Genomic DNA, 22,171 nt, shown 5'->3' with positions numbered 1-22,171 from the left:
TGCTAGGTTGGGGCGCCATGGAGCTCCACTTCGACGAGGCGTTCACCGAGCGCACCCCCAGGATCGTTAGGGCCGCGAAGCTCAAGCGCGCGGCCGCGCGCAAGAAGGAGGAGGCGTTCCTCGCCGAGGGGGAGAACGCCGTCGAGGCGGCCGTGGCCACCGGCTCGGCGAGCGACGTGTTCGCCACCGAGGACGCCGCCCACCGCTTCGCGGAGATCCTCGAGGCGTCGGCGAACCTCGACTGCTACGTCCACCCGATTACCGAGGGCGCGGCGCGCTCCCTCGCGGACACCGTGACGACTCCGGGGATCTTCGCTTTGTGCCGGCCGGTGACGTGGCCGGTGCGCGAGGCCTTGGGTCGCAGCCCGCGGTTGGTCTCCGTGCCGGTGGGGGCCTCCGAGCCGGGCAACGCCGGCACCCTGATCCGCACCTCGGACGCGCTCGGCGCGGATGCCGTCGTGCTCGCCGGGGAGTCCGTCGACCCGCACAACCCTAAGGTCGTGCGCGCGTCGGCGGGCTCGCTGTTCCACATCCCCGTCGCCCGCCACACCGACCCGGCCGCGCTCGTCGACCAGCTCCACGCCAAGGGGCTCACCGTGCTCGCGAGCGCCGGCGACGGGGAGCTCCCCCTCAACGAGGCGGGCGAGGCGCTGGCGAAGCCCACCGCGTGGCTCTTCGGCAACGAGGCCCACGGCCTCGACCCGAAGATCGCGGCGCTCGCCGACCACCGGGTGCGCATCCCGCTCTCCGGCGGGGCGGAGTCGCTCAACCTCGCCGCCGCGGCGGCGATCCTCCTCTACGAGTCCTCCGCGGCGCAGGCCGCCGCCGCGCCCGCCGGGGACGGGGCGCTATGATCTCTATCGGCCCGCGGCCGCGCGGCATTCGCGGCGGCCGCCGGGGGTGACCGTGTACGAGACGAGCAGCGCGCCTGCGAGATAGGGCAAGGGGACCGTGAGCGAGAACGACGAGCAGCCGACGATCACCGAGGAGTCCATGGCGACGGCCGCCGACGCGGCGGCCCGCGCGTTCGAGGAGGCCTCGGACCTCGAGGGCCTCAAGGAGGCGCGCCGCGCGCACCTCTCCGACCAGTCGCCGATCCTCCTCGCCCGCCGCTCGCTCGGCTCGCTGCCGAAGTCGCAGCGCAAGGACGCCGGACGGGTCGTCAACCAGGCCCGCGGCCGCGCCGAGAAGGCCTACGCTGAGCGCCTCAAGGTCCTCGAGGAGAAGTGCGACCAGGAGATCCTCCGCGCCGAGGCCGTCGACGTCACCGTCGCCCCCGAGCAGCAGCCCGCCGGCGCGCAGCACCCGATCACCGCGCTCGGCGAGGCGATCGCCGACATCTTCCTCGGCATGGGCTGGGAGATCGCCGACGGCCCCGAGGTCGAGGCCGAGTACTTCAACTTCGACACCCTCAACTTCATCCCGGACCACCCCGCGCGCTCCCTGCAGGACACGTTCTACGTCGGGCCCGAGGGCTCCAAGCAGGTGCTGCGCACCCACACCTCCCCGGTGCAGGTGCGCGAGATGCTCTCCCGCGACGTGCCGCTCTACATCGCCTGCCCGGGCCGCGTGTTCCGCACCGACGAGCTCGATGCGACGCACACCCCGGTCTTCCACCAGGTCGAAGGGCTCGCGGTGGACAAGGGGCTGTCCATGGCGCACCTGCGCGGCACGCTCGACCACCTGGCGAAGGTGCTCTTCGGCCCGGAGACCGCCACCCGGATGCGCACGAACTACTTCCCGTTCACCGAGCCCTCCGCCGAGGTGGACGTGTGGTTCCCCAACAAGAAGGGCGGCGCCGGCTGGATCGAGTGGGGCGGCTGCGGGATAGTCAACCCCAACGTGCTGCGCGCGGTGGGCCTCGACCCGGAGGAGTACTCGGGCTTCGCGTTCGGCATCGGCCTGGAGCGCACCCTGCAGTTCCGCAACGGGCTCAGCGACATGCGCGACATGGTCGAGGGCGACGTGCGCTTCAGCCTGCCCTTCGGGGTGCGCGCCTAGCCACGGCCGCGCCCCGCACCTAGACGACGACTCAACTAACCCGGACCGACCGCTGACGGAGTAGACGTGCTCATCTCGCAGAACTGGCTCACCGACATCCTCGCCCACGCCAACGAGGGCTTCGCTCCCTCCTCGGAGGAGGTCGACCGCGGCTTCGTGAGCGTCGGCTTCGAGACCGAGGGCTACGCCCCGATCCCCGAGTCGACCGGCCCGATCGTCGTCGGCCGCGTCGACTCGATCGAGGAGCTCGAGGGGTTCAAGAAGCCGATCCGCTACTGCGCGGTCGACGTGGGCGACGCGAACGGCACCGGCGAGCCGCAGCGCATCATCTGCGGCGCGCGCAACTTCCGCGAGGGCTCGCACGTCGTGGTGTGCCTGCCGGGAGCGGTGCTGCCCGGGGACTTCCGCATCGAGCCGCGCAAGACCTACGACCACATCTCGGAGGGCATGCTCGCCTCCGCGGCGGAGCTCGGGCTCGCGACCAAGCAGAACTCCGGGATCATCGACTTAGGCCCGAACCCGGGCATCGCACCGGGCACCGACGCCCGCGACGTCGTCGGGCTTAACGACACGGTCTTCGAGGTCAACGTCACCCCGGACCGCGGCTACGCGCTCTCCGCCCGAGGCCTCACCCGCGAGCTGTCCTCCGCGTTCGGGCTGAGCTTCACCGACCTCAAGGACGACCCGGAGGTCGGGCTGAGCGCGGCGGCGCGCGGCGCGGACGTGCCGCGCGCGGCGCTCCCGGAGGTCGCCGGCGAGGCGCTCCCCGTGGAGCTGCGCGAGGAGACCGGCGCGGCGCGCTTCGGGCTCCGCGAGGTGCGCGGCGTCAAGGCCGGCGCGGAGTCCCCGCTGTGGCTGCAGCGCATCCTCATGCTCTCCGGGATCCGCCCGGTCAACGTCGCGACCGACGTGACGAACCTCGTCATGATCCTCCTCGGCCAGCCGATGCACGCCTTCGACGCCGCCCGCGTCGAGGGCCCGCTCGTGGTGCGCAAGGCCGCCGCCGGCGAGCGCCTGGAGACCCTCGACCACACCGAGCACGAGCTTGACCCGGACGACGTCGTCATCGTCGACGACCGCGGGCCGGTCTCGCTCGCGGGCGTCATGGGCGGCCTGCGCACGGAGATCGCCGAGGACACCGACACCGTGCTCCTCGAGGCGGCCCGCTGGGACGAGCTCGGCGTCGCGCGCGCCGCGAAGCGCCACAAGCTCCCCTCGGAGGCCTCCCGCCGCTTCGAGCGCGGCGTCGACCCCGCGCTCGTCGAGTCCGCGCTCGACGTCGCGGCGCGGCTGCTCGCGGGCCTCGGCGGCGGGGAGGTCGCCGCCGGGCGCACCCTCGTCGGCGACGTGCCCGAGCCCGCGAGCATCGAGATGGCCGCCTCGCGGCCCGCGACGGTCGCCGGCGTCGACTACCCGCGGGAGACGGTCGTCGCGCGCCTCAAGGAGGTGGGCTGCGCCGTCGAGGGCGAGGAGACCCTCACCGTGACGCCGCCGACGTGGCGCGGCGACCTCGTCATGCCCGCCGACCTCGTCGAGGAGGTCGTGCGCCTCGAGGGGCTCGAGGACATCCCGCTCGAGCTCCCCAGCCCGCGCGGCGGGCGGGGGCTCACCCCGGCGCAGCGCCGCCGCCGCGCCGTGGGCCACGCTCTGGCCTACAACGGCTACGCCGAGATCATCCCCAGCCCCTTCCTCGACGCCACCGTCTTCGATAGCTGGGGGCTCGACGCCGACGACCCGCTGCGCAACACTGTCGCGGTGCAGAACCCGCTCGACCGGGACTACGACCGGCTCGCGACGACGCTTCTGCCCGCGATGCTCGAGGCGCTGGGCCGCAACGTCGCCCGCGGCCTGTCGGACGCGCGGCTCTACTCGGTCGCGCAAGTCTCCTTCCGCGGGGAGGACCGCTCGCCGATGCCCTCGGTGAAGAAGCGCCCCTCCGAGGAGGAGGTCGCCGCGGTCGTCGGCTCCCTGCCGGCGCAGCCGCTGCACGTCGCGACCGTCGGCGCGGGCTCCGTCGTGCCGGCGGGCCCGTGGGGCGAGGGCCGCGGCTACGCGTGGTCTGACGCTGTGGAGTCCGCCCGCCTCGTGGCCCGCACCGCGGGCGTCGAGCTGGGCGTCGCAAACGCGGAGCGCGCTCCCTGGCACCCGGGCCGCTGCGCGGAGCTCTCCGTCGGCGGGGTGGTCGTCGGCTACGCGGGCGAGCTGCACCCGAAGGTGCTCCAGGAGCTGGGCCTGCCGGAGCGCACCTGCGCGATGGAGCTGGACCTTAGCGCCCTGCCGATCGAAGACGTGCTGCCGGCGCCGGTGCTGTCGTCGTTCCCGGCGCTCCACCAGGATATTGCCTTGGTTGTCGATACAGAGGTCTCTGCTGCGAAAGTGCGCGCGGTGATCATTGCGGCGGCGGGTGAGTGGCTTGAGGACGCGACGTTGTTTGATGTGTACCGCTCGGACCAGTTGGGCGAGGGACGCAAGTCGCTGGCGTTCACGCTGCGCTTCCGTGCGCCCGACCGCACGTTGACGGATACCGAGGTCAACGGCGTTCGAGCCGCGATCGCGGAGCAGGCGCTAGAGAAACTAGGTGCGGAGCTGAGGGAGTAGCAGCACCCCTGCCGCCACTGTGACGGCGAGCCGCTCGAGCGCGAGACTAAAATAAATTCACAGATCGACACGCTAACAACGAGCAACCACCCCTGACAGGGATCCTGCAGCTCCCCACCCGGTGAACCGGGTGGGGAGCTGCGTTTTCGCACTTCACAAGGGATCACGTTCCTGAGCGAGCCCCCTTAAACGAAGTGAGAGCAGACCGGGGTGTCCCTATGTCTGGTGTCAAGCTGTAGCAGACGCCCGGCTACGGATGGGCTACCGGGCGTAGCCCCGGATCCGGGCGCACTTGATCGCGGCGCCTGCATGGCTGTGTGTGCAAGCGTCGTGCCAGGTCTGTTGTGCTAGGCGGCCGCCAGGATGGGTGTTCGTGGTTCGTCTCGGAAGAACTCTTTCCTGGTCAGCATCGCGTAGATCATGTTGCACCGTCGACGTGCCAGGCACATCACCGCCGCGTTGTGGCGTTTACCCTCGCGTCGTTTCCGCTGGTAGTAGTCGCGTGAGGCTTCGTGGCAGTTAGTGGATATCCAGGCCGATCGAAACAGCGCGTTCTTCAAGCGCTTATTCCCGGCCCGGGACGGGTGCTCTCCTCTGATCGATGTTCCCGATCTTCGAGTCGTGGGCGCGATGCCGGCATAGGAGGCTAGATGTGTCGCATCGGGGAAGTCAGAGCAGTCGCCTACGGCCATCAGGATCGAGGTAGCGATCCCCACACCCACCCCGGGGATGGATGTCAAGATTTCATAAAGAGGGAGGGCATCGACCACCTCGTTGACCTCGGCGGCGATCAGGTCGCGCTGTTTTTTGAACATTTTGATGTTGGAGGCGAGCAGCGGGATCGTGCGTTCGATGGCGCTGGTTCCGGGCACTACGACGGTCTGTTGGTCTAATGCGTGGAAGATAGCCGCGACGAGATCGGTGTGGTCGCCTCGGCAGCGCCGGTTGATCCAAGCGGTGACATGACTCTTGCCTGCCGCCCGCAGCTTGGTGGGTCCGCCGTAGTGTTCCAGCAGGTCAAGAACGGCACTACGGGTGATCGTCCCGCCCGCGAAGACACGTTCTAAGGCTGGGTGGATCTGGAGCAGGGCGCTGCGTAGCCGGTTGATGGTGCGCGAACAATCGCGGGTGATGTCCTCGTCGAACCCGGCGAGCGCTTTGAGGGTAGAGAGCGCTTCGTCGTTGTGGTCGGCCTTTCTCAAAGTGGCTGGGATGGTGCGGGCGGTCTCGGCGATGATGAACGCGTCGCGCTTGTCGGTTTTCGCCGTGCCTGGGTGCAGGGCGGCGGCTTTGCGCATCGCTAAGCCGGGAAGGTACGCGACGGCAACACTGCAGTCGCGGGCGACGGCAACGGGAAGAGCGCCGATGGTGTTGGGCTGGTCGACGACGAGAAGCACTGGCCCGTGGGCTTGGAGGCTGGTGAATAGGTCTCGGAGTTTGCTCTCGTCTTGGGGTAGGGGTTTATCGAAGTATCGGCGGCTGCCGTCGGCGGACAGGGCGCACGCGTGGTGGCCTGTTTTGCCGACGTCGAGGCCGATGATCACCTTGAATGAGGTGGCCGCGGTCATGGTTCACCCTTCGGGTGCGATAGCGGAATATGGGGAAAGATCGCTGGTCATGACGCGGCAGGCAGACATCCACGTTACGTTGAGACTTCACCGAATCTTCGTCGGGAGTCATGTCCCTATTGGCCGTCGAGCGCGTCTTGGTACCTCGGTGGCAACACCCCCCGGATCATTGTGCAGACAGGGCAGGACAGCCATGCCGAGGCCAGCGACCGGTCCCGAGCCTAGCTGGGCTGGCCGGGACGCGAACCACGGTAACGGGCGTCGCTGTCGCTAATTCCGTGGAGCCCTTGGTGTAGTTTCCCCGTGAAGTCGTAGACGACCTTTACGGGGTACAGACCGCCCAAACCGTGGTGGGGCCGGTGGTGGTTGTAGTCATGCAACCACCCCGGATACCGCCGCGCACGGGCGGTTTCGCCGTTATAGTTATCGACATGCGCCGACTCCGCGAGCGGTGTCCGGTTGAACCGCGAGTCCTTACCATTGGTCTGCGGCCGATACGCTCGCGTGCACTTGTGGCTGATCCCCTGGTCCTCCAGCAGCTAGTTCAACGACTTCGAGCGATACCCAGGAGCGTTGTCGGTCATGACCGGCTCGATCGTGGTCCCATAGCCCGCGAAGGCGTCACGTGCCCGGGTTCGGAATCCTGTTTTTGTCTTTTTCTTCTCAGTCTCGAGCATCTACGAGTAAGCGAGTCTGGAGCAGTCCTAGACGACATGATGGAGGTGCACGTAGCCGACACCGGAACAGTGACGTGAGCAGTGTTTATGTTCTCGTCCGTCGGCGCGCCAGCTGTCGCCATCAGAGACCGGGCCGAGTTTGTTGATGTCGATCCCCGTCCCCGGCGCTCAACCAGGACGTCGCGCTGCTCGTGGACTCCGCCGTGTCGGCGGAGCGGCTGCGCGGGGTGCTCGTCGCCGCGGCGGGCGAGTGGCTCGAGGAGGTCAACCCGGTGCGCGAGCGCGCCGTCGAAGCCGCCCGCGAGCAGCTCGGCGCGGAGGTGCGCGCCTAGCGGGAACCCGCCCGATTCCTGGCCGAGGCCCGGTCCCCAACGACAGGGGGCCGGGCCTTTTCGCGTCTCGGCGCGTGCCGCACGGAAGGGTGAAGCGGAGCGGGCGCGGGACGGTGCTTTCGCCCGGCAAGCATGCATAATTTGCGCTGAAAAGCATACTATGTATGATGTCGTGTCATGAGCGTAACAGTGGGCATCGCAGGCGTGACCGGCTACGCCGGGGGAGAGGCTCTCCGCCTTTTCCTCGGGCACCCGGCGCTCCGATCGGGCGAGCTGGCCATCGGGCCGCTGACGGGCAAGTCCTCCGCGGGCCGCCCGGCGGACGAGGTGCTGCCCGCCCACCCGCAGCTCGCCGGCCGGGTCGTCGAGGAGACCTCCGCGGAGGCGCTCGCCGGCTGCGACGCAGTGATCCTCTGCCTCCCGCACGCCGCGGGCGCGGCGCTGACCGGGGAGCTCTCCGAGGGGCCCGACGCGCCGCTGCTCATCGACTGCTCCGCCGACCACAGGCTCACCGACCCGGCCGACTGGGCGGCGTTCTACGGCGGGGAGTACCCGGGCGCGTGGACCTACGGCCTCCCGGAGCTCCCCGGTAGGCGCGAGGAGGTCCGGGCGAGCCGCGCGATCGCCGTGCCGGGCTGCTTCCCCACGGGCGCGACCCTCGCCCTGGCTCCCGGGGTGGCCGCGGGGCTCCTCGAGCCGGCCGCGGCGGTTACCTCGGTGACTGGGGTGTCCGGGGCGGGCAAGAAGCCCAGCGTCGGGCTGCTCGCCGGGGAGGTGATCGGCTCGCTGCGGGCCTACAAGGTCGCAGGCGCCCACCGCCACACCCCGGAGATCGCCCAGAACCTCAAGGCCGCCTCGGGGCGGGACGTCGCGGTGTCGTTCACCCCTGTGCTCGCGCCCCTGACCCGCGGGATCCTCACCGTCGCGAGCGCCAAGCTGAGCGCCGGCGCGACGCCTGCCGCACTGCGCGCCGCCTACCAGGAGTTCGCCGACGCGGAGCCGTTTATTCACCTGCTCGCCGAGGGCGCCCAGCCCGAGACGCAGAACGTCGTCGGCTCGAACTCCTGCCACCTCCAGGTCGCCGTCGACGAGGCCACCGGCACCGCGGTGATCACCTCTGTTATCGACAACCTCACCAAGGGCACCGCCGGCGCGGCGATCCAGTGCCTCAACCTCGCCCTCGGCCAGCCGGAGGACGCGGGCTTAAGCCTCAGCGGCCTCGCGCCCTAGCCGCCGCCGGGGCCAGTCCTCGTCCTTCACCGTCCCTCCCGTTTTCCCTCCCACCCATCGACCGCGCGCCCGCCGCCGGCGGGCCGCGACACCCACCCCTTTAAAGGAGGCCAGCTCCCATGAGCCTGCCGACCACCCCCGCCCCGAGCCCCGCCGGCGCGCCCGCGACGGCGACGACCGGCGTCACCCTGCCCAAGGGCTTCCGCGCCGCCGGTGGGCGCGCGGGGCTCAAGCCCTCCGGCCTGGATGACCTCGCGCTCGTCGTCAACGACGGGCCCCACCCCGCCGCGGCGGCGGTGTTCACCTGCAACCAGATCGTCGCCGCGCCCGTGACCCTCAGCCGGGAGGCGGTCGCCGCGGGCGAGGTGAGCGCCGTCGTCATCAACAGCGGCAACGCCAACGCGTGTACCGGCCCGCAAGGCGACGCGGACGCCCGGACCGTGCAGCTCTCCGCCGCGGAGCGGCTCGGCCGGAAGCCCGGGGAGGTGGCGGTGTGCTCCACGGGGATCATCGGGGAGCCCATGCCGATCCACCTCGTCCTCGACGGGCTGGGGCCCGTCGCCGCCGCGCTCGACGGCACGCCTTCGGCCGCGGAGGCCGCGGCGCGCGCGATCATGACGACCGACACCGTGCCCAAGCAGGCGGGCGCCACGGTCCGGTCCGCGGCCGGCGGGGAGTTCTCCCTCGGCGCGATGGGCAAGGGCGCGGGCATGCTCGCCCCGTCGCTTGCGACGATGCTCGCCGTCGTCACCACCGACGCGCTCGTCGAGCAGAACGAGCTCGACGCCGCGCTGCGCGCCGCGACCGCTCAGAGCTTCGAGCGCGTCGACGTCGACGGCGCGACCTCGACGAACGACACCGTGCTCGTCATGGCCTCCGGGGCGTCCGGGGTGCGGCCGCACCCGGAGGAGTTCGCCGCCGCCTTGAAGGGCGTGTGCGCGGACCTCGCGGGGCAGATGCAGCTCGACGCGGAGGGCGCGACGAAGCGCGTGACCATCCGGGTCACCGGCGCCGCCACCACCGAGGAGGCCGTCGCCGCGGCGCGCACCATCGGGCGCGACACGCTGGTGAAGTGCGCGCTCTTCGGCTCGGACCCGAACTGGGGCCGGGTGCTCGCCGCGGTCGGCATGGCCCCGGTGAGCCTCGACCCCACGGGCGTGGAGGTGTCCTTCAACGGGCACCCGGTGTGCCGCTCCTCCGCGGCGGTGCCCGGCGCCCGCGAGGTCGACCTCACCGCCCGCGACATCGTGGTCGCCGTCGACCTCGGGGTGGGGGAGGCCGCCGGCGAGGTCCACACCACGGACTTGAGCCTTGGCTACGTCGAGTTCAACTCCGCCTACACCACCTAGAACACCAGCCCCGCCACGACTCCGGGCCCGCCGCATCGCCGGGCCGGGGCGGGGGGCGAAGCCACGGAAAGGACGAGTGCGAAGGCATCGTGACTACCGCCCATCTCAGCGCCGCGGACCGCGCGGACGTGCTGCTCGAGGCGCTGCCCTGGCTGCAGCACTTCAACGGCCGCCTCGTGGTCGTCAAGTACGGCGGCAACGCCATGACCAGCGAGCCTCTGAAACGCGCGTTCGCCGCGGACATGGTGCTGCTCAAGACCCTGGGGGCCAGTCCCGTCGTCGTGCACGGCGGCGGCCCGCAGATCAACGCGATGCTCTCCCGGGCGGGGCTGAAGCCCGAGTTCCGTAGCGGGTACCGGGTCACCACGCCCGAGGTCATGGAGGTCGCCCGCATGGTGCTCTTCGGGCAGGTCGGCCGCGAGCTCGTCGGGCTCATCAACGAGCACGGCCCCTTCGCGGTCGGCACGACCGGGGAGGACGGCGGGCTGCTCACCGCGAGGCGCCGCACCGTCGACGTCGACGGGGAGGCCACCGACATCGGGCTCGTCGGCGACGTCACCCGCGTCGACCCGGCGCCGCTCACCGACCTGCTCGCCGCGGGGCGCATCCCGGTGATCTCCACGGTGGCGCCGGGCGAGGACGGGGAGATCCTCAACGTCAACGCCGACGCCGCCGCCGGCGCGCTGGCCCGCGCGCTGAACGCCGACAGGCTCGTCGTGCTCACCGACGTCGAGGGGCTGTATGCCGACTGGCCGGATCGCAGCTCGCTCATCTCCAGGCTCACGGTCGGGGAGCTCGAGGAGCTCCTGCCGGGTCTCGCCTCGGGCATGATCCCGAAGATGACCGCCTGCCTCGAGGCCGTGTCCTCCGGGGTGAGCGCCGCGCACGTCATCGACGGGCGCGTGCCGCACGCGGTGGTACTCGAGCTGCTCACCCACGGCGGCATCGGCACGATGGTGCTGCCCGCCAGCGGCGACGCCCCGGGCCCCGCCGCGCCCGCGGGGTTTGCCGGCCCCGGCCCCGAGCTGCGCACCAACCACTAGGAGGAGAGACTGCGATGACCGACCACACGACCGGCGCCCCCGCCGGCGCGAGCCAGCCGGGCGATTCTCAGGCCGGGACCGGGTTCCGCGCGGCCTGGGAGGCGAGCCTCATGGGCACCTATCCCACCCCGCAGGTGCTCCTCGAGGAGGGCCGCGGCGCGGCCGTCGTCGACGCCGAGGGCCGCGACTACATCGACTTCCTCGCCGGCATCGCGGTCGCGAGCCTCGGCCACGGTCACGAGCGCCTCGCCGGGGCGATCGCCAGACAGGCGGGCAGGCTGCTCTCGGTGTCGAACCTCGTGGCCAACCGGCCCGCCATCGACGCGGCCGAGCGGCTCGCCGCGCGCTTCGACGAGGCCGCCAAGAACGCCGGCGCCCCGGGCGGGGAGGCGTCCGCCCGGGTGTTCTGGTGCAACTCCGGCTCCGAGGCCAACGAGGCGGCCATCAAGCTCGCGCGCCGCACCGGCAGGCCCGGGATCCTCTCGACGGAGGGCGGCTTCCACGGCCGCACGCTCGGCTCGCTGTCGGTGACGGGCCAGCCCGCCAAGCGCGCCCCCTTCGAGCCGCTGCCCGGCGGGGTGGAGTTCGTCGCCTACGGCGACGCCGCGGCCGCGCGCCGCGCGTTGAAGGACGCCGACGGAACGATCGGCGCGGTCATCGTCGAGCCCATCCAGGGCGAGAACGGCGTCGTCGTCCCGCCCGAGGGCTACCTGAAGGACCTGCGCGCCGCGTGCGACGAGGCGGGCGCGCTTCTTATCGCCGACGAGGTGCAGACCGGCGCGGGCCGCACCGGCACGTTCTTCGCCTTCGAGCAGGCCGGCGCCGCCCCGGACGTCGTCACACTCGCGAAGGGGCTCGGCGGCGGGGTGCCGGTCGGCGCGTGCCTCGCCCGCGGCGAGGCGGCCGGCCTGCTCCACGCCGGGGACCACGGCTCGACCTTCGGCGGCAACCCGCTCGCCGCCGCCGCGGTGGAGGTCGTGCTCGACGAGCTCGACGCGGGCCTCGCCGACCGGGCCGCCGAGCGCGGCCGGCAGGCCAGGGAGAAGGCCGCCGCGCTCCCCGGGGTCGCAGGTGTCCGCGGCGCGGGGCTGCTCATCGCCCTCGAGCTCGGGCGGCCCGTCGCCAAGGAGGCCGTCGCCGCGGGCCTTAGCCACGGGGTGCTCATCAACGCCACCGACGACAGCACCGTCCGGCTCGTCCCGCCGCTCGTGATCACCGAGGACGAGCTCGCAGAGGGCCTGAGCCGGCTCGAGGCGGCGCTCCTCGCCGCGGGCGCCGCGGGTTAGCCGCGGGGAGCCCGCAACCACCCGAATAACGATGCATACCCGCCCGGCCGGGCAGGCCGGGAGGATGGCGAACAGGGGAAACGTCCGCATGGTTCCGCAGCGTCATGCATAATTTGCTCTCGGGTGCATATACGCTAGGATGGTGGGCGGCCGCGGGCCGGCGGGCGCGCTCAACCGCGCCCGGCGCCGGTTTCGGGGCCGTGGACAATCACTAGACGAACGAGGAGCTTGAAGCGACCATGTCGAAGAACCGCATCGTTTTGGCCTACTCCGGCGGGCTGGACACCTCCGTGGCGATCCCGTACCTGGGCCGCATGATCGACGGCGACGTCATCGCCGTCTCCCTGGACCTCGGCCAGGGCGGGGAGGACATGGAGTCGGTTCGGCAGCGCGCCCTCGACTGCGGGGCCGCCGAGTCCATCGTCGTCGACGCGAAGGACGAGTTCGTCAGGGACTACTGCCTGCCCGCGGTGAAGGCCAACGGGCTCTACATGAAGCAGTACCCGCTCGTCTCCGCGGTGTCGCGGCCCCTGATCGTCAAGCACCTCGTCGAGGCCGGCAAGGAGCACGGCGCGACGCACGTCGCCCACGGCTGCACCGGCAAGGGCAACGACCAGGTCCGCTTCGAGGCCGGCTTCCTCGCCACCGACCCCGACCTCCAGATCGTCGCGCCCGCCCGCGACTACGCCTGGACGAGGGACAAGGCCATCGAGTTCGCCGAGGAGATCGGCCTGCCCATCGAGCAGACCGCCGCGTCGCCGTTCTCCATCGACCAGAACGTCTGGGGCCGCGCCGTGGAGACCGGCTACCTCGAGGACCTGTGGAACGCGCCCACCAAGGACCTCTACGCCTACACCGAGGACCCGAACTTGAGCGCCGCGCCCGACGAGGTCGTCATCTCGTTCAAGGACGGCGTGCCCGTCGCCATCGACGGCCACGAGGTCACCCCGCTTGAGGCCATCGAGGAGCTCAACCGGCGCGGCGGCGCCCAGGGCGTGGGCCGGCTCGACATGGTCGAGGACCGGCTCGTCGGGATCAAGTCTCGCGAGATCTACGAGGCGCCCGGCGCGATGGTCCTCATCCGCGCCCACGAGGCCCTAGAGGACGTCACCGTCGAGCGGGAGCTCGCCCGCTACAAGCGGCTCGTCGACGCCCGCTGGTCCGAGGAGGTCTACGACGGCCTGTGGTTCAGCCCGCTCAAGCGCGCGCTCGAGGCGTTCATCGAGGACTCCCAGAAGAACGTCACCGGAGACATCAGGCTCACCCTCCACGCCGGGAACATCACCGTCACCGGCCGGCGCTCCGAGAACTCGCTCTACGACTTCGAGCTCGCGACCTACGACACCGGCGACGCGTTCGACCAGAGCTACTCCAAGGGCTTCGTGCAGCTCCACAGCCTGTCGACAAAGATCGCGAACAAGCGCGACCGCGAGGCCAACTAGGATCGGGCGCCATGGACAGACACGGCACGAACGAAGGCGCCCTGTGGGGCGGGCGGTTCTCCGGCGGCCCCTCGGAGGCGATGTTTCAGCTCTCCGTCTCCACGCACTTCGACTGGGTGCTCGCGCCCTACGACGTGCTCGCCTCGAAGGCGCACGCCCGGGTCCTTAACCGCGCCGGGCTGTTGAGCGACGAGGATCTCGAGGCGATGCTCGACGGGCTCGACCGGCTCGGCCGCGACGTCGCGAGCGGCGAGTTTAGGCCCGCGCCGAGCGACGAGGACGTCCACGGCGCGATGGAGCGCGGGCTCATCGAGCGCGTCGGCCCGACGCTCGGCGGCCGGCTGCGCGCGGGGCGCTCGCGCAACGACCAGGTCGCCACGCTGTTTCGGATGTGGCTGCGCGACGCGATCCGCGACGTCGCCGCAGGCGTGCTCGACCTCGTCTCGGCGCTGAGCGGCCAGGCGGCCGCCCACCCGGAGGCGATCATGCCGGGCAAGACGCACTTCCAGGCCGCCCAGCCCGTGCTGCTCGCCCACCAGTTGCTTGCCCACGCGCAGCCGCTGCTGCGCGACGTCGAGCGGCTCCGGGACTTAGACGGCAGGCTGGCGGTCTCGCCGTACGGCTCGGGGGCGCTGGCGGGCAGCTCGCTCAAGCTCGACCCGGAGGCCATCGCCGAGGAGCTCGGTTTCGACGCCGCGGCGGAGAACTCCATCGACGCGACGAGCTCGAGGGACTTCGCCGCGGAGGCGGCGTTCGTGCTCGCGCAGATCGCGGTGGACGTCTCCCGCCTCTCCGAGGAGCTCGTCGCCTGGTCGACGCCCGAGTTCGGCTACCTGACGCTCTCTGACGCGTGGTCGACGGGCAGCTCGATCATGCCGCAGAAGAAGAACCCCGACATCCCCGAGCTCGCCCGCGGCAAGACCGGCCGGCTCATCGGGAACCTCGCGGGCCTGCTCGCCACCCTGAAGGCCCAGCCGCTGGCCTACAACCGCGACCTCCAGGAGGACAAGGAGCCCGTCGTCGACTCGGTTGCGCAGCTGAACCTCCTGCTGCCGGCGCTCACCGGGCTGGTGAGCACCGTGGAGTTCCACGAGGACCGGATGCGCGAGCTCGCGCCGCGCGGCTACACGCTCGCCACCGACGTCGCCGAGTGGCTCGTGCGCGCCGGCGTGCCGTTCAGGGAGGCCCACGAGGCCTCCGGGGCGTGCGTCCGCGCCGCCGAGGCCCGCGGCGTGGAGCTCGACGAGCTCACCGATCAGGAGCTCGCCGACGCCCACGAGGCCTTGACCCCCGAGGTCCACGAGGTCCTCGACCTCGACGGGGCGGTCGCCTCCCGCGCGACGAAGGGCGGCACCACGAAGGTGCGGGTCGACGAGCAGCGCGCCCGCGTCGACGAGGAGGCCGACCGGCACCGCCGCTGGGCGAGCGAGCCCGCCGTCCCGGCCGAGACGCGCGGCGGGGACGCCTGAGGGAAAAGCTGCGACCCCGCCCGCGTGGGCGGGGCTGTGGCGCGGCTACAATGACGGGCCATGAGCCTCGACCCGCGCCTTGTTGACCTGTTGGTCTGCCCGAAGGACCACGGGCAGCTCACCTACCTCAAGGACGAGGGGGTGCTCGTCAACGAGCGGCTCGGCATCGCCTATCGCATCGAGGACGACATCCCCGTCATGCTGCCCGAGGAGGCCATCGACTGGCCGCCCGCGGGCGGCGACGCGGACTAGGAAGCCCAACTCAGGCGGCCCGGGCTTGCTCCCCGGGGCGCCCATCCGCAGCACGCCGCGCCGCCGGCGGGCCTGGGAATTTTGAGCCCGGCCCGCGGCGGGCGCGGCCCGACGACGCCGTGGGAGCGAACCTATGACCGAGACATCCACCATCATCGACGAGCTCTCCTGGCGCGGGCTCATTAACCAGTCGACCGACCTCGACGCCTTAAAAGAGGCGGCCGCGGCCGGGCCGATCACCCTCTACTGCGGCTTCGACCCGACCGGGCCCTCGCTGCACGCCGGGCACCTCGTGCCGCTGCTCATGCTCGCTCGCTTCCAGCGCGCCGGCCACAACCCCATCGTGCTCGCCGGCGGGGCGACCGGGCTCATCGGCGACCCCCGCGAGGTCGGCGAGCGGCAGATGAACGACGCCGACACCGTCGCCGGCTGGGCGGAGCGCATCTCGGGCCAGCTGCGCCGCTTCGTCGACTTCGAGGGCGAGCACGCCGCCCGGCTCGTCAACAACCAGGAGTGGACCGAGAAGCTCACCGCCGTGGAGTTCCTCCGGGACTTAGGCAAGCACTTCTCGCTCAACACGATGCTCTCGAGGGAGACGGTGCGCCGTCGCCTGGAGAACGACGGCATCTCCTACACCGAGTTCTCCTACATGCTGCTCCAGGCCAACGACTTCGCGGAGCTCTACCGCCGCTACGGATGCACCCTGCAGGTCGGCGGCGGCGACCAGTGGGGCAACCTCGTCGCCGGCGTGGACTTGAACCGCCGGGTCAACGACGCGAAGGTCCACACGCTCACCGTGCCGCTGGTCACCGACTCGGAGGGCAAGAAGTTCGGCAAGTCCACCGGCGGCGGCTCGCTGTGGCTCGACCCGGAGATGACCAGCCCCTACGCGTGGTACCAGTACTTCTTCAACACCGCCGACGCCGACGTCGTGCGCTACCTGCGCTGGTTCACGTTCTTGGGCAAGGAGGAGCTCGACGAGCTCGCCGAGCAGGTGGAGAACGAGCCGCACCGCCGCGCGGCCCAGCGCCGCCTCGCCCAGGAGATGACCGACCTCGTCCACGGCGAGGATGCCCGCAAGCAGGTGGAGCTCGCCTCCCAGGCGCTCTTCGGCCGCGCGGAGCTCCGCGAGCTCGACGAGGCGACGCTGTCGGCCGCGCTGCGCGAGACCGACGTCGCCGAGGTCGCCCCCGGCGAGGAGCGCGACATCGTCTCCCTGCTCGTCGCCTCCGGGCTCGCGAAGTCCCGGGGCGCGGCGCGGCGCTCCCTGAAGGAGGGCGGGATCTACGTCAACAACGAGCGCGTCACCGACGAGGCCTACGAGCCCGCATCCGACGACCTGCTCTTCGGGCATTGGCTCGTGCTGCGCCGCGGGAAGAAGAACTTCGCCGGCGCCCACCTCGCCTAAGGGCACGAGGGTTCGCCTGCCCGGGGCGCCGCCGACGCCCTGGACACAGTGGAAGGCCCCGGCCACCCAGTCTCTGTGGGTGGCCGGGGCCTTCACGCGTCCGCTGCCCGGCCGCCGGCGGGGCGCCAGGCCCGCCGGGGCCGCGTCGGCGCGTCACACCCGCCTGGCGGGCGCGACGCGCCGCGGGTTTAACACTCGGTGAGATTGACCGGCAGGCCGAGGGTGACCGCGAGCCCGCCGGTGGCGGTCTCCTTGTAGCGGGTCGACATGTCCCGGCCGGTCTGCGCCATCGTCACGACGACGTCGTCGAGGGTGACGCGGTTCTCCCCGGTGCCGAGGCTCGCCAGGCGCGCCGCGTTGATCGCCTTGACCGCGCCGATGGCGTTGCGCTCGATGCAGGGGATCTGCACGAGCCCGCCGACCGGGTCGCAGGTGAGCCCGAGGTTATGCTCGAGGCCGATCTCGGCGGCGTTCTCGATCTGGCGGGGCGTGCCGCCCAGCGCCGCGGAGAGCCCCGCCGCGGCCATCGAGCACGCGGAGCCGACCTCGCCCTGGCAGCCGACCTCCGCGCCGGAGATCGACGCCGAGGACTTGATGATCGCGCCGATCGCGCCCGCGGTGATGAGGAACTCCCGCGCCCGGGAGGGCGTGAAGTCGGCGATGAAGTCGCGCGCGTAGTGGAGGACCGCGGGGATGATGCCGGCCGCGCCGTTGGTCGGGGCGGTGACGACGCGCCCGCCGGCGGCGTTCTCCTCGTTGACGGCGAGCGCGTAGAGGTTGACCCACTCCATCGCGGCGAAGCCGCCGGCGTCGTTCGCGCCGCTGATCTGGCGGTCGAGGAGGTCGTTGTAGACCTTCGGGGCGCGGCGCACGACGTCGAGCCCGCCCGGCAGCGTGCCGGTGGTGGAGATCCCCGCCGTGACGCACTGGCGCATCGTGCGCCACACCGCGTCGAGGTGGGCGTTGACGTAGTCCATCCCGCCGCGCTCGGCGTGGATGACCTCCTCGTTCGCGGAGACGAGCTCGACGATGCTAAGCCCGGTGCGCTCGCACTGGGCGAGCAGCTCCGCGGAGGTCTCGAACGGGTAGGGCACCTCGATGGAGTCGTCGCTCGCGGCCTCCGCGCCGGAGCCCAGGTTGTTCTTGGCCTCCTTCTCGGCGCGCAGCTCGTCGCCGGTCATGACGAACCCGCCGCCGACGGAGTAGTAGTCCACCGGGGCGCGCAGCGCCTCGCCGCGGCTGTTGCGCGGGGTGAGGATCATCCCGTTGGGATGCAGGTCGAGGGAGACGGGGTCCATCTCGATGTGGTAGCCGACGGTGCGGCCGGGGCCCTCGGCGGTGCCGCGGGCGGGCACGTCGGCGCCCGGCTTCGGGTCGACGTCGGTGGGCACGTCGGTCGGGTCGTAGCCCGCGAGGCCCAACACGACGGCGCGGTCGGTGCCGTGGCCCTTGCCCGTCGCCGCGAGGGAGCCGCGCAGCTCGACGTGGATCTCCGCGGGGAGCTCGGGAAGGGAGTCGACGAAGCTCTTCGCCGCGTTCATTGGGCCCACCGTGTGGGAGGAGGATGGCCCGATGCCGATGCTAAACAGGTCAACGACGCTGATCGTCATGGTCTCTCGTCACCTCTCGTTGAAAATAATCGCTGGGCGCGAGGCCGGCGGCGGTCGTCCCCCGGCGCGCGGTTCGCCGCTGGTCGCGGCTTAAATAATGGCGGCTACGCGGCGGTTTGCCCCGGCTCGCCGCGGCCGCGTCGTGGCCGGCCTCTCAGTTTATCAACGGCGCCGCGCGCGCGACCAACGCCGAAGCGCGACCCGCCGGGCGCGCCGCGGCGGGGAGGGGCGGGGTCTACTCGCCGGGGTCCTGGGCCCAGCCGCCGCGCAGCAGCAGGCGAACGAGCACCGCGCCGACCTGCGGCTCAAGCTCCTTGACCCCCGGGGTGGGCGGGCGGGTGCAGACGATGAGCGTGGCGATGAGCCGCCTGGTGGTGAGCCCGGGGTGGACGAGCCCGGCCTCGGCGGCGAGCGAGACGAGCCCGCCGAGCGCGCGCTCGGCGGCGTTCTTCAGCTCCACGGCGGGCGGGGAGAGCTGCTCGAAGCTCTCCGGGGCGAGCGCCGGCACGAGCGGGCCGATGCCCAGCTCGACGAGCCCGTCGATGGCGCCCTCCCACGCGGCGCGGATCGCGGGGCGCCGGCCGTCGCCGGAGCCGGCGGCGCGCGCCTCGGCGAGGCGGTCCTCGAGGAGGTCGACCGCGCGGTGGAGGACGTCGACGGCGACGGCCTCGCCGAGGCGGTCGCGGTCGGGGAAGTGGCGATACAGCGTCGCGATCCCCACCCCGGCGCGCTCGGCGACGGCGGTGTGGGTGACCCGCTCGGGCGGCAGGGCGCAGTAGAGCTCCCGGGCGGCCGCGACGATCCTCTCGTGGCGCTCCTCGGCGTCCCTGCGCATTCGGGGCCTCCCTCGTGGCTGGTCTCGTGCTGGTCGGTCGGCGCGCCCGCCCGCCGCCCGGGCCCGATCCCGGCTGGGGCGCCGGGGTGGGGCGCGGGGTAGTGGGGGGACGTTTCCCTCAGTGTAGAAACCCGCAGGTTGACAGCCCGCGCCGCGGGGCGTTAGATACGAGCGTATTTGATAGTCAATACTCCACTTATCGCGGCGGGGCCGGTCAGCGGGCCGGGCGCCGCCGCGGCGAAAGGAGCGGCCGTGGCAGCCGTCGTCGAGGCCGAGGGCCTCGTGGTCGACCCGGACCAGTCCGGCCCGGGGTGGAGCTTCGCGCTCGGGGAGGGCCTAAGCCTCCTGCGCGGCGGTCGGGAGAGCTCCCACACCCTGTTAAGCCTCGTCCTCGCCGGGCGGGCGAAGCCCCACGGTGGGATGCTTCGCGTCGCCGCCCCCGACGGGCGGGAGCTGAAGACCCCGCGCGCCCTCTTCAAGGAGGTCGCGCTCGCCGGGGTGCCGCAGCTCGACTCCCTCGAGCGCGAGGTCGCCGTGCGCACCGTCCTGCGCGAGCAGCTCGCCTGGTCGCTGCCCTTCTACAGGTGGGTGCCCAGGAACGTCGCCTCCCACCCGCGGGTCGCCGCCGCCCTCGAGGCGGCGGGCATCGAGCCCGACCTCGACGGGAAGGTCGGCTCGCTCCACCCGCTCGACCGGCTCTCGCTGCGCGTCGCGCTCGCGCTCGTCGCCCGGCCTGAGGCCGCGCTCCTCGTCGTCGACGACGTCGACCAGCTGCGCGACCTCGAGCTCCGCGACGAGGCGCTGCGTCGGCTTTCCCGGCTGGCGCACAGGTTGCCCGTCGTGGCGCTGAGCGTCAACGGCGACCCCGCCGGCATCGCCGCGCGGGTGATCGACCTGCGAGGCGAAGGGGACGAGCCCGGTGACGACGCGGAGCCCGCCGCCGCGGGCGAGGGGAGGCACGCGAAGTGATCGCGCTTCTCACCGGCAGCTCGGAGCTGCGCCGCTTCGGCCACGGGGTGCTGCCCAAGCTCGCCATCCTCGCTCTTACCCTTCTGCCGCTCATCTTCGGCGGGCTGTTCGTGTGGGCCTACTTCGACCCGATCGGGCACCTCGACCGGCTGCCCGTCGCGCTCGTCAACTCCGATAAGGGCGCCGACGCGCCGGGCGACGAGGGCGACGAGCGCGTCGAGGCCGGCGCGGAGGTCGCCGAGCAGGTCGTCGAGGCCGGCGCGCTCGACATCCACGAGGTCGACGCCGCCGAGGCGAAGGACGGCGTCGCCGACGGCACGTACTACCTCGCCATCGAGATCCCCGAGGACTTCTCCGAGGCGGCGACCTCCGCGGCGGGGGACAACCCGCGCTCCGCGACGATCAACGTCGCGCTGTCCAACGCCAACGGCTTCATCCCCACCCTGCTCGGCAACCAGGCGACCCAGGCGCTCATCTCCGCGGTCGACGCTCAGCTCGGCGAGGAGGTCACCGACCGCCTGCTGCTCGGCTACACCCTCGTCGGGGAGGGCCTCGACAAGGCCGCCGAGGGCGCGGGCGCCGTCGACGAGGGCGCCGGCACCGCGAAAAGCGGCGCCGAGGCCCTGGACGGCGGCATCGGGGAGCTCAACGAGCGCGTCGGGGACGCCGCCGAGGGCGCGCGCACCCTGGACGGTGGGGCGCGGGCCCTCGACGAGGGGATCGGCGCCGCCGCCGGGGGAGCTGCGGAGCTCGCCGAGGGGCTGCGCACCCTCCAGGCCGCGACCGACGCGCTCGCCGCCGGCTCCGGGGCCGTCGCCGACGGCGTCGACGAGGCCGCCGACACGGTAGGCGACGTCACCGCGAAGGTCGCCGAGGCCCGCGGCCGCGCCGCCGCCGTGCTCGGCGACGTTGCGGAGGCTCTTCGCGACGTGCCCCTCGCAGATGCGCAGGCGCTCGCCGACAAGGCCGAGGAGCTCAAAACCCGCATCGAGGCCGGCGGCGAGGAGGAGGACATCGCCTCGAAGGTCGCGCTGCTCCAGGCCGGCGCCCGCGAGGTCGCAGGCCAGCTCGCCCCGGGCGGGGAGTACCGCGCGGGCGTCGACGCCGCCGCCCAGGCCGCCGCCCTCCTCGAGACCGGGCTCGGCACTTTGAAGGACGGCTCGCAGGCGCTGGTGGTGGGCACCGGCGCGCTGGTGAGCGGCTCCCAGCTGCTCGCCGACGGCGTCGGCCAGCTCACCGTCGGCGCCGGGGCGCTCAGGGAGGGCCTCGTCGCCCTCGACGACGGCGCCGGCGAGCTCCACCTGCAGCTCTCCGACGCGGCCGGCGACGCGCCGCGCTTCGACGAGGCCGACCGCGCCCAGCGCGCCCCCGCCGCCGCGAACCCCGCGAGCGGCAACCTCACCGACGAGGAGCCCAGCTTGTTCGGCGTGGGGCTCGCGCCGTTCTTCTTCTCGCTGGCGATGTTCATGGGCGCTACCATCATCTTCCTCGTCGTTCGGCCCCGCATCAGGCGCACCATCGACTCCGGGACCCCGCCGTGGCGCGCGGTCGTCGCCTCCTACCTGCCGGCGGCGCTCATCGGCCAGGCGCAGGCCATCGCCGTCTATCTCGTCGCGACGCTCGCCATCGGGCTCGAGCCGGAGCACCCGCTCGGGCTGCTCGGCGCGCTCATGGGGCTCTCCGCGGTGTTCGTCGCCGTCACCCAGGCGCTCAACACCATCGCCGGGCCCGCGCCGGGCCGGGTGGCGTGCCTCGCGCTCATGGGCGTGCAGCTCGTCTCCTCCGGCGGGCTCTACCCGGTCGAGACCCAGCCGAGGCTTTTGCAGTGGATCCACGTCGTCGACCCCATGACCTACGGGGTCAACGTGCTGCGCCACGCGATCGTCGGCGGCCAGCCCGGCGACCCCAGGCTCCAGCAGGGGATCGTCGTGCTGGCCTGCGTGCTCGCCGGCGCGTGGCTGCTGTCTGCGGTGTGCACCCGCGCGGCGCGCCGACTCAAGGTCTCCCAGCTCCACCCCATGCTCGAGGTCTAGGTCCCGCCGCTGCGGGCGGCCGCGCCGCGCCCGGCCCGCCCGCGGCGTGCGGCCGGGGCTCAGGTCCCG

The 22,171-nt window shown here is 72.2% G+C and carries 18 protein-coding genes; 14 read left to right on the top strand and 4 right to left on the bottom strand.

Annotated features, from left to right (window positions below; genetic code table 11):
* Positions 1-17 precede the first annotated feature (17 nt).
* The 3 genes from HMPREF9719_RS03900 to pheT all read left to right on the top strand — a co-directional run bounded on the left by HMPREF9719_RS03900 (position 18) and on the right by pheT (position 4,599).
* On the top strand, positions 18-854 hold the full coding sequence (locus HMPREF9719_RS03900) for a TrmH family RNA methyltransferase (RefSeq protein WP_004600669.1): 837 nt from the start codon (positions 18-20) through the stop codon (positions 852-854).
* Between the two features lie 139 nt (positions 855-993).
* Positions 994-2,001, top strand: a complete 1,008-nt coding sequence (gene pheS, locus HMPREF9719_RS03895; protein WP_051001412.1) for a phenylalanine--tRNA ligase subunit alpha — start codon at positions 994-996, stop codon at positions 1,999-2,001.
* Positions 2,002-2,067: 66 nt separating this feature from the next.
* Entirely contained in the window at positions 2,068-4,599 is a 2,532-nt protein-coding gene (gene pheT / locus HMPREF9719_RS03890) for a phenylalanine--tRNA ligase subunit beta (RefSeq protein ID WP_004600667.1), read from the top strand.
* A 347-nt stretch (positions 4,600-4,946) separates the two neighbouring features.
* On the opposite strand, the gene HMPREF9719_RS03885 is transcribed toward pheT, so the two are convergent.
* Entirely contained in the window at positions 4,947-6,167 is a 1,221-nt protein-coding gene (locus HMPREF9719_RS03885; RefSeq protein WP_004600666.1) for an IS110 family RNA-guided transposase, read from the bottom strand.
* 221 nt (positions 6,168-6,388) lie between these two features.
* On the bottom strand, positions 6,389-6,688 hold the full coding sequence (locus HMPREF9719_RS09895; RefSeq protein WP_407636365.1) for an integrase core domain-containing protein: 300 nt from the start codon (positions 6,686-6,688) through the stop codon (positions 6,389-6,391).
* A 347-nt stretch (positions 6,689-7,035) separates the two neighbouring features.
* On the opposite strand from HMPREF9719_RS09895, the gene HMPREF9719_RS09490 reads away from it, so the two are divergent.
* The 9 genes from HMPREF9719_RS09490 (at position 7,036) to tyrS (ending at position 16,655) form a co-directional block, all read left to right on the top strand.
* Entirely contained in the window at positions 7,036-7,176 is a 141-nt protein-coding gene (locus tag HMPREF9719_RS09490) for a hypothetical protein (protein ID WP_157857672.1), read from the top strand.
* Positions 7,177-7,353: 177 nt separating this feature from the next.
* Complete coding sequence (gene argC / locus HMPREF9719_RS03880; protein WP_004600664.1) at positions 7,354-8,406, top strand: N-acetyl-gamma-glutamyl-phosphate reductase; 1,053 nt, start codon at positions 7,354-7,356, stop codon at positions 8,404-8,406.
* 119 nt (positions 8,407-8,525) lie between these two features.
* The gene (gene argJ, locus HMPREF9719_RS03875) at positions 8,526-9,755 is read left to right on the top strand and encodes a bifunctional glutamate N-acetyltransferase/amino-acid acetyltransferase ArgJ (RefSeq protein WP_004600663.1); all 1,230 of its coding nucleotides are present in this window, start codon (positions 8,526-8,528) and stop codon (positions 9,753-9,755) included.
* A gap of 89 nt (positions 9,756-9,844) precedes the next feature.
* Positions 9,845-10,798, top strand: coding sequence for an acetylglutamate kinase (argB, locus tag HMPREF9719_RS03870; protein WP_004600662.1), 954 nt, complete (start codon positions 9,845-9,847; stop codon positions 10,796-10,798).
* 14 nt (positions 10,799-10,812) lie between these two features.
* Positions 10,813-12,084, top strand: a complete 1,272-nt coding sequence (locus HMPREF9719_RS03865; protein WP_004600661.1) for an acetylornithine transaminase — start codon at positions 10,813-10,815, stop codon at positions 12,082-12,084.
* Between the two features lie 239 nt (positions 12,085-12,323).
* Positions 12,324-13,526 (top strand): argininosuccinate synthase, encoded by a 1,203-nt coding sequence (locus HMPREF9719_RS03860; RefSeq protein WP_004600660.1) that lies wholly within the window; start codon positions 12,324-12,326, stop codon positions 13,524-13,526.
* Between the two features lie 11 nt (positions 13,527-13,537).
* Positions 13,538-14,995, top strand: a complete 1,458-nt coding sequence (argH, locus tag HMPREF9719_RS03855; protein WP_004600659.1) for an argininosuccinate lyase — start codon at positions 13,538-13,540, stop codon at positions 14,993-14,995.
* A gap of 60 nt (positions 14,996-15,055) precedes the next feature.
* Entirely contained in the window at positions 15,056-15,247 is a 192-nt protein-coding gene (locus HMPREF9719_RS03850; RefSeq protein ID WP_004600658.1) for a Trm112 family protein, read from the top strand.
* Positions 15,248-15,380: 133 nt separating this feature from the next.
* Positions 15,381-16,655 carry a tyrosine--tRNA ligase gene (tyrS, locus tag HMPREF9719_RS03845; RefSeq protein WP_004600657.1) on the top strand — a complete coding sequence of 425 codons (1,275 nt, stop codon included), beginning with the start codon at positions 15,381-15,383 and terminating at the stop codon, positions 16,653-16,655.
* 188 nt (positions 16,656-16,843) lie between these two features.
* On the opposite strand, the gene HMPREF9719_RS03840 is transcribed toward tyrS, so the two are convergent.
* Positions 16,844-18,265 carry an L-serine ammonia-lyase gene (locus tag HMPREF9719_RS03840; protein WP_004600656.1) on the bottom strand — a complete coding sequence of 474 codons (1,422 nt, stop codon included), beginning with the start codon at positions 18,263-18,265 and terminating at the stop codon, positions 16,844-16,846.
* Positions 18,266-18,500: 235 nt separating this feature from the next.
* Positions 18,501-19,100, bottom strand: a complete 600-nt coding sequence (locus tag HMPREF9719_RS03835) for a TetR/AcrR family transcriptional regulator (protein ID WP_004600655.1) — start codon at positions 19,098-19,100, stop codon at positions 18,501-18,503.
* Between the two features lie 252 nt (positions 19,101-19,352).
* Here HMPREF9719_RS03835 and HMPREF9719_RS03830 point away from each other — a divergent pair, with 252 nt between their 5' ends.
* Positions 19,353-20,069, top strand: a complete 717-nt coding sequence (locus HMPREF9719_RS03830; RefSeq protein ID WP_004600654.1) for a hypothetical protein — start codon at positions 19,353-19,355, stop codon at positions 20,067-20,069.
* Positions 20,066-22,102, top strand: a complete 2,037-nt coding sequence (locus HMPREF9719_RS03825) for a YhgE/Pip family protein (protein ID WP_004600653.1) — start codon at positions 20,066-20,068, stop codon at positions 22,100-22,102. Before HMPREF9719_RS03830 ends, HMPREF9719_RS03825 begins: the two co-directional genes overlap by 4 nt.
* Positions 22,103-22,171 lie beyond the last annotated feature (69 nt).

Source organism: Corynebacterium otitidis ATCC 51513 (assembly GCF_000296405.1).
In the GTDB taxonomy this organism is placed as follows: domain Bacteria; phylum Actinomycetota; class Actinomycetes; order Mycobacteriales; family Mycobacteriaceae; genus Corynebacterium; species Corynebacterium otitidis.
This window is presented reverse-complemented; position numbering and strand designations above follow the sequence as displayed.

Excerpts from the sequence above, each read along its gene's own strand:
- tyrS (WP_004600657.1), top strand. The coding sequence starts at position 15,381 with ATGACCGAGACATCCACCATCATCGACGAGCTCTCCTGGCGCGGGCTC.
- argC (WP_004600664.1), top strand. The coding sequence starts at position 7,354 with ATGAGCGTAACAGTGGGCATCGCAGGCGTGACCGGCTACGCCGGGGGA.
- argJ (WP_004600663.1), top strand. The coding sequence starts at position 8,526 with ATGAGCCTGCCGACCACCCCCGCCCCGAGCCCCGCCGGCGCGCCCGCG.
- HMPREF9719_RS03900 (WP_004600669.1), top strand. The coding sequence starts at position 18 with ATGGAGCTCCACTTCGACGAGGCGTTCACCGAGCGCACCCCCAGGATC.
- pheS (WP_051001412.1), top strand. The coding sequence starts at position 994 with ATGGCGACGGCCGCCGACGCGGCGGCCCGCGCGTTCGAGGAGGCCTCG.
- HMPREF9719_RS03835 (WP_004600655.1), bottom strand. The coding sequence starts at position 19,100 with ATGCGCAGGGACGCCGAGGAGCGCCACGAGAGGATCGTCGCGGCCGCC.
- HMPREF9719_RS03860 (WP_004600660.1), top strand. The coding sequence starts at position 12,324 with ATGTCGAAGAACCGCATCGTTTTGGCCTACTCCGGCGGGCTGGACACC.
- HMPREF9719_RS03850 (WP_004600658.1), top strand. The coding sequence starts at position 15,056 with ATGAGCCTCGACCCGCGCCTTGTTGACCTGTTGGTCTGCCCGAAGGAC.
- argH (WP_004600659.1), top strand. The coding sequence starts at position 13,538 with ATGGACAGACACGGCACGAACGAAGGCGCCCTGTGGGGCGGGCGGTTC.
- HMPREF9719_RS03885 (WP_004600666.1), bottom strand. The coding sequence starts at position 6,167 with ATGACCGCGGCCACCTCATTCAAGGTGATCATCGGCCTCGACGTCGGC.
- HMPREF9719_RS03865 (WP_004600661.1), top strand. The coding sequence starts at position 10,813 with ATGACCGACCACACGACCGGCGCCCCCGCCGGCGCGAGCCAGCCGGGC.
- HMPREF9719_RS03840 (WP_004600656.1), bottom strand. The coding sequence starts at position 18,265 with ATGACGATCAGCGTCGTTGACCTGTTTAGCATCGGCATCGGGCCATCC.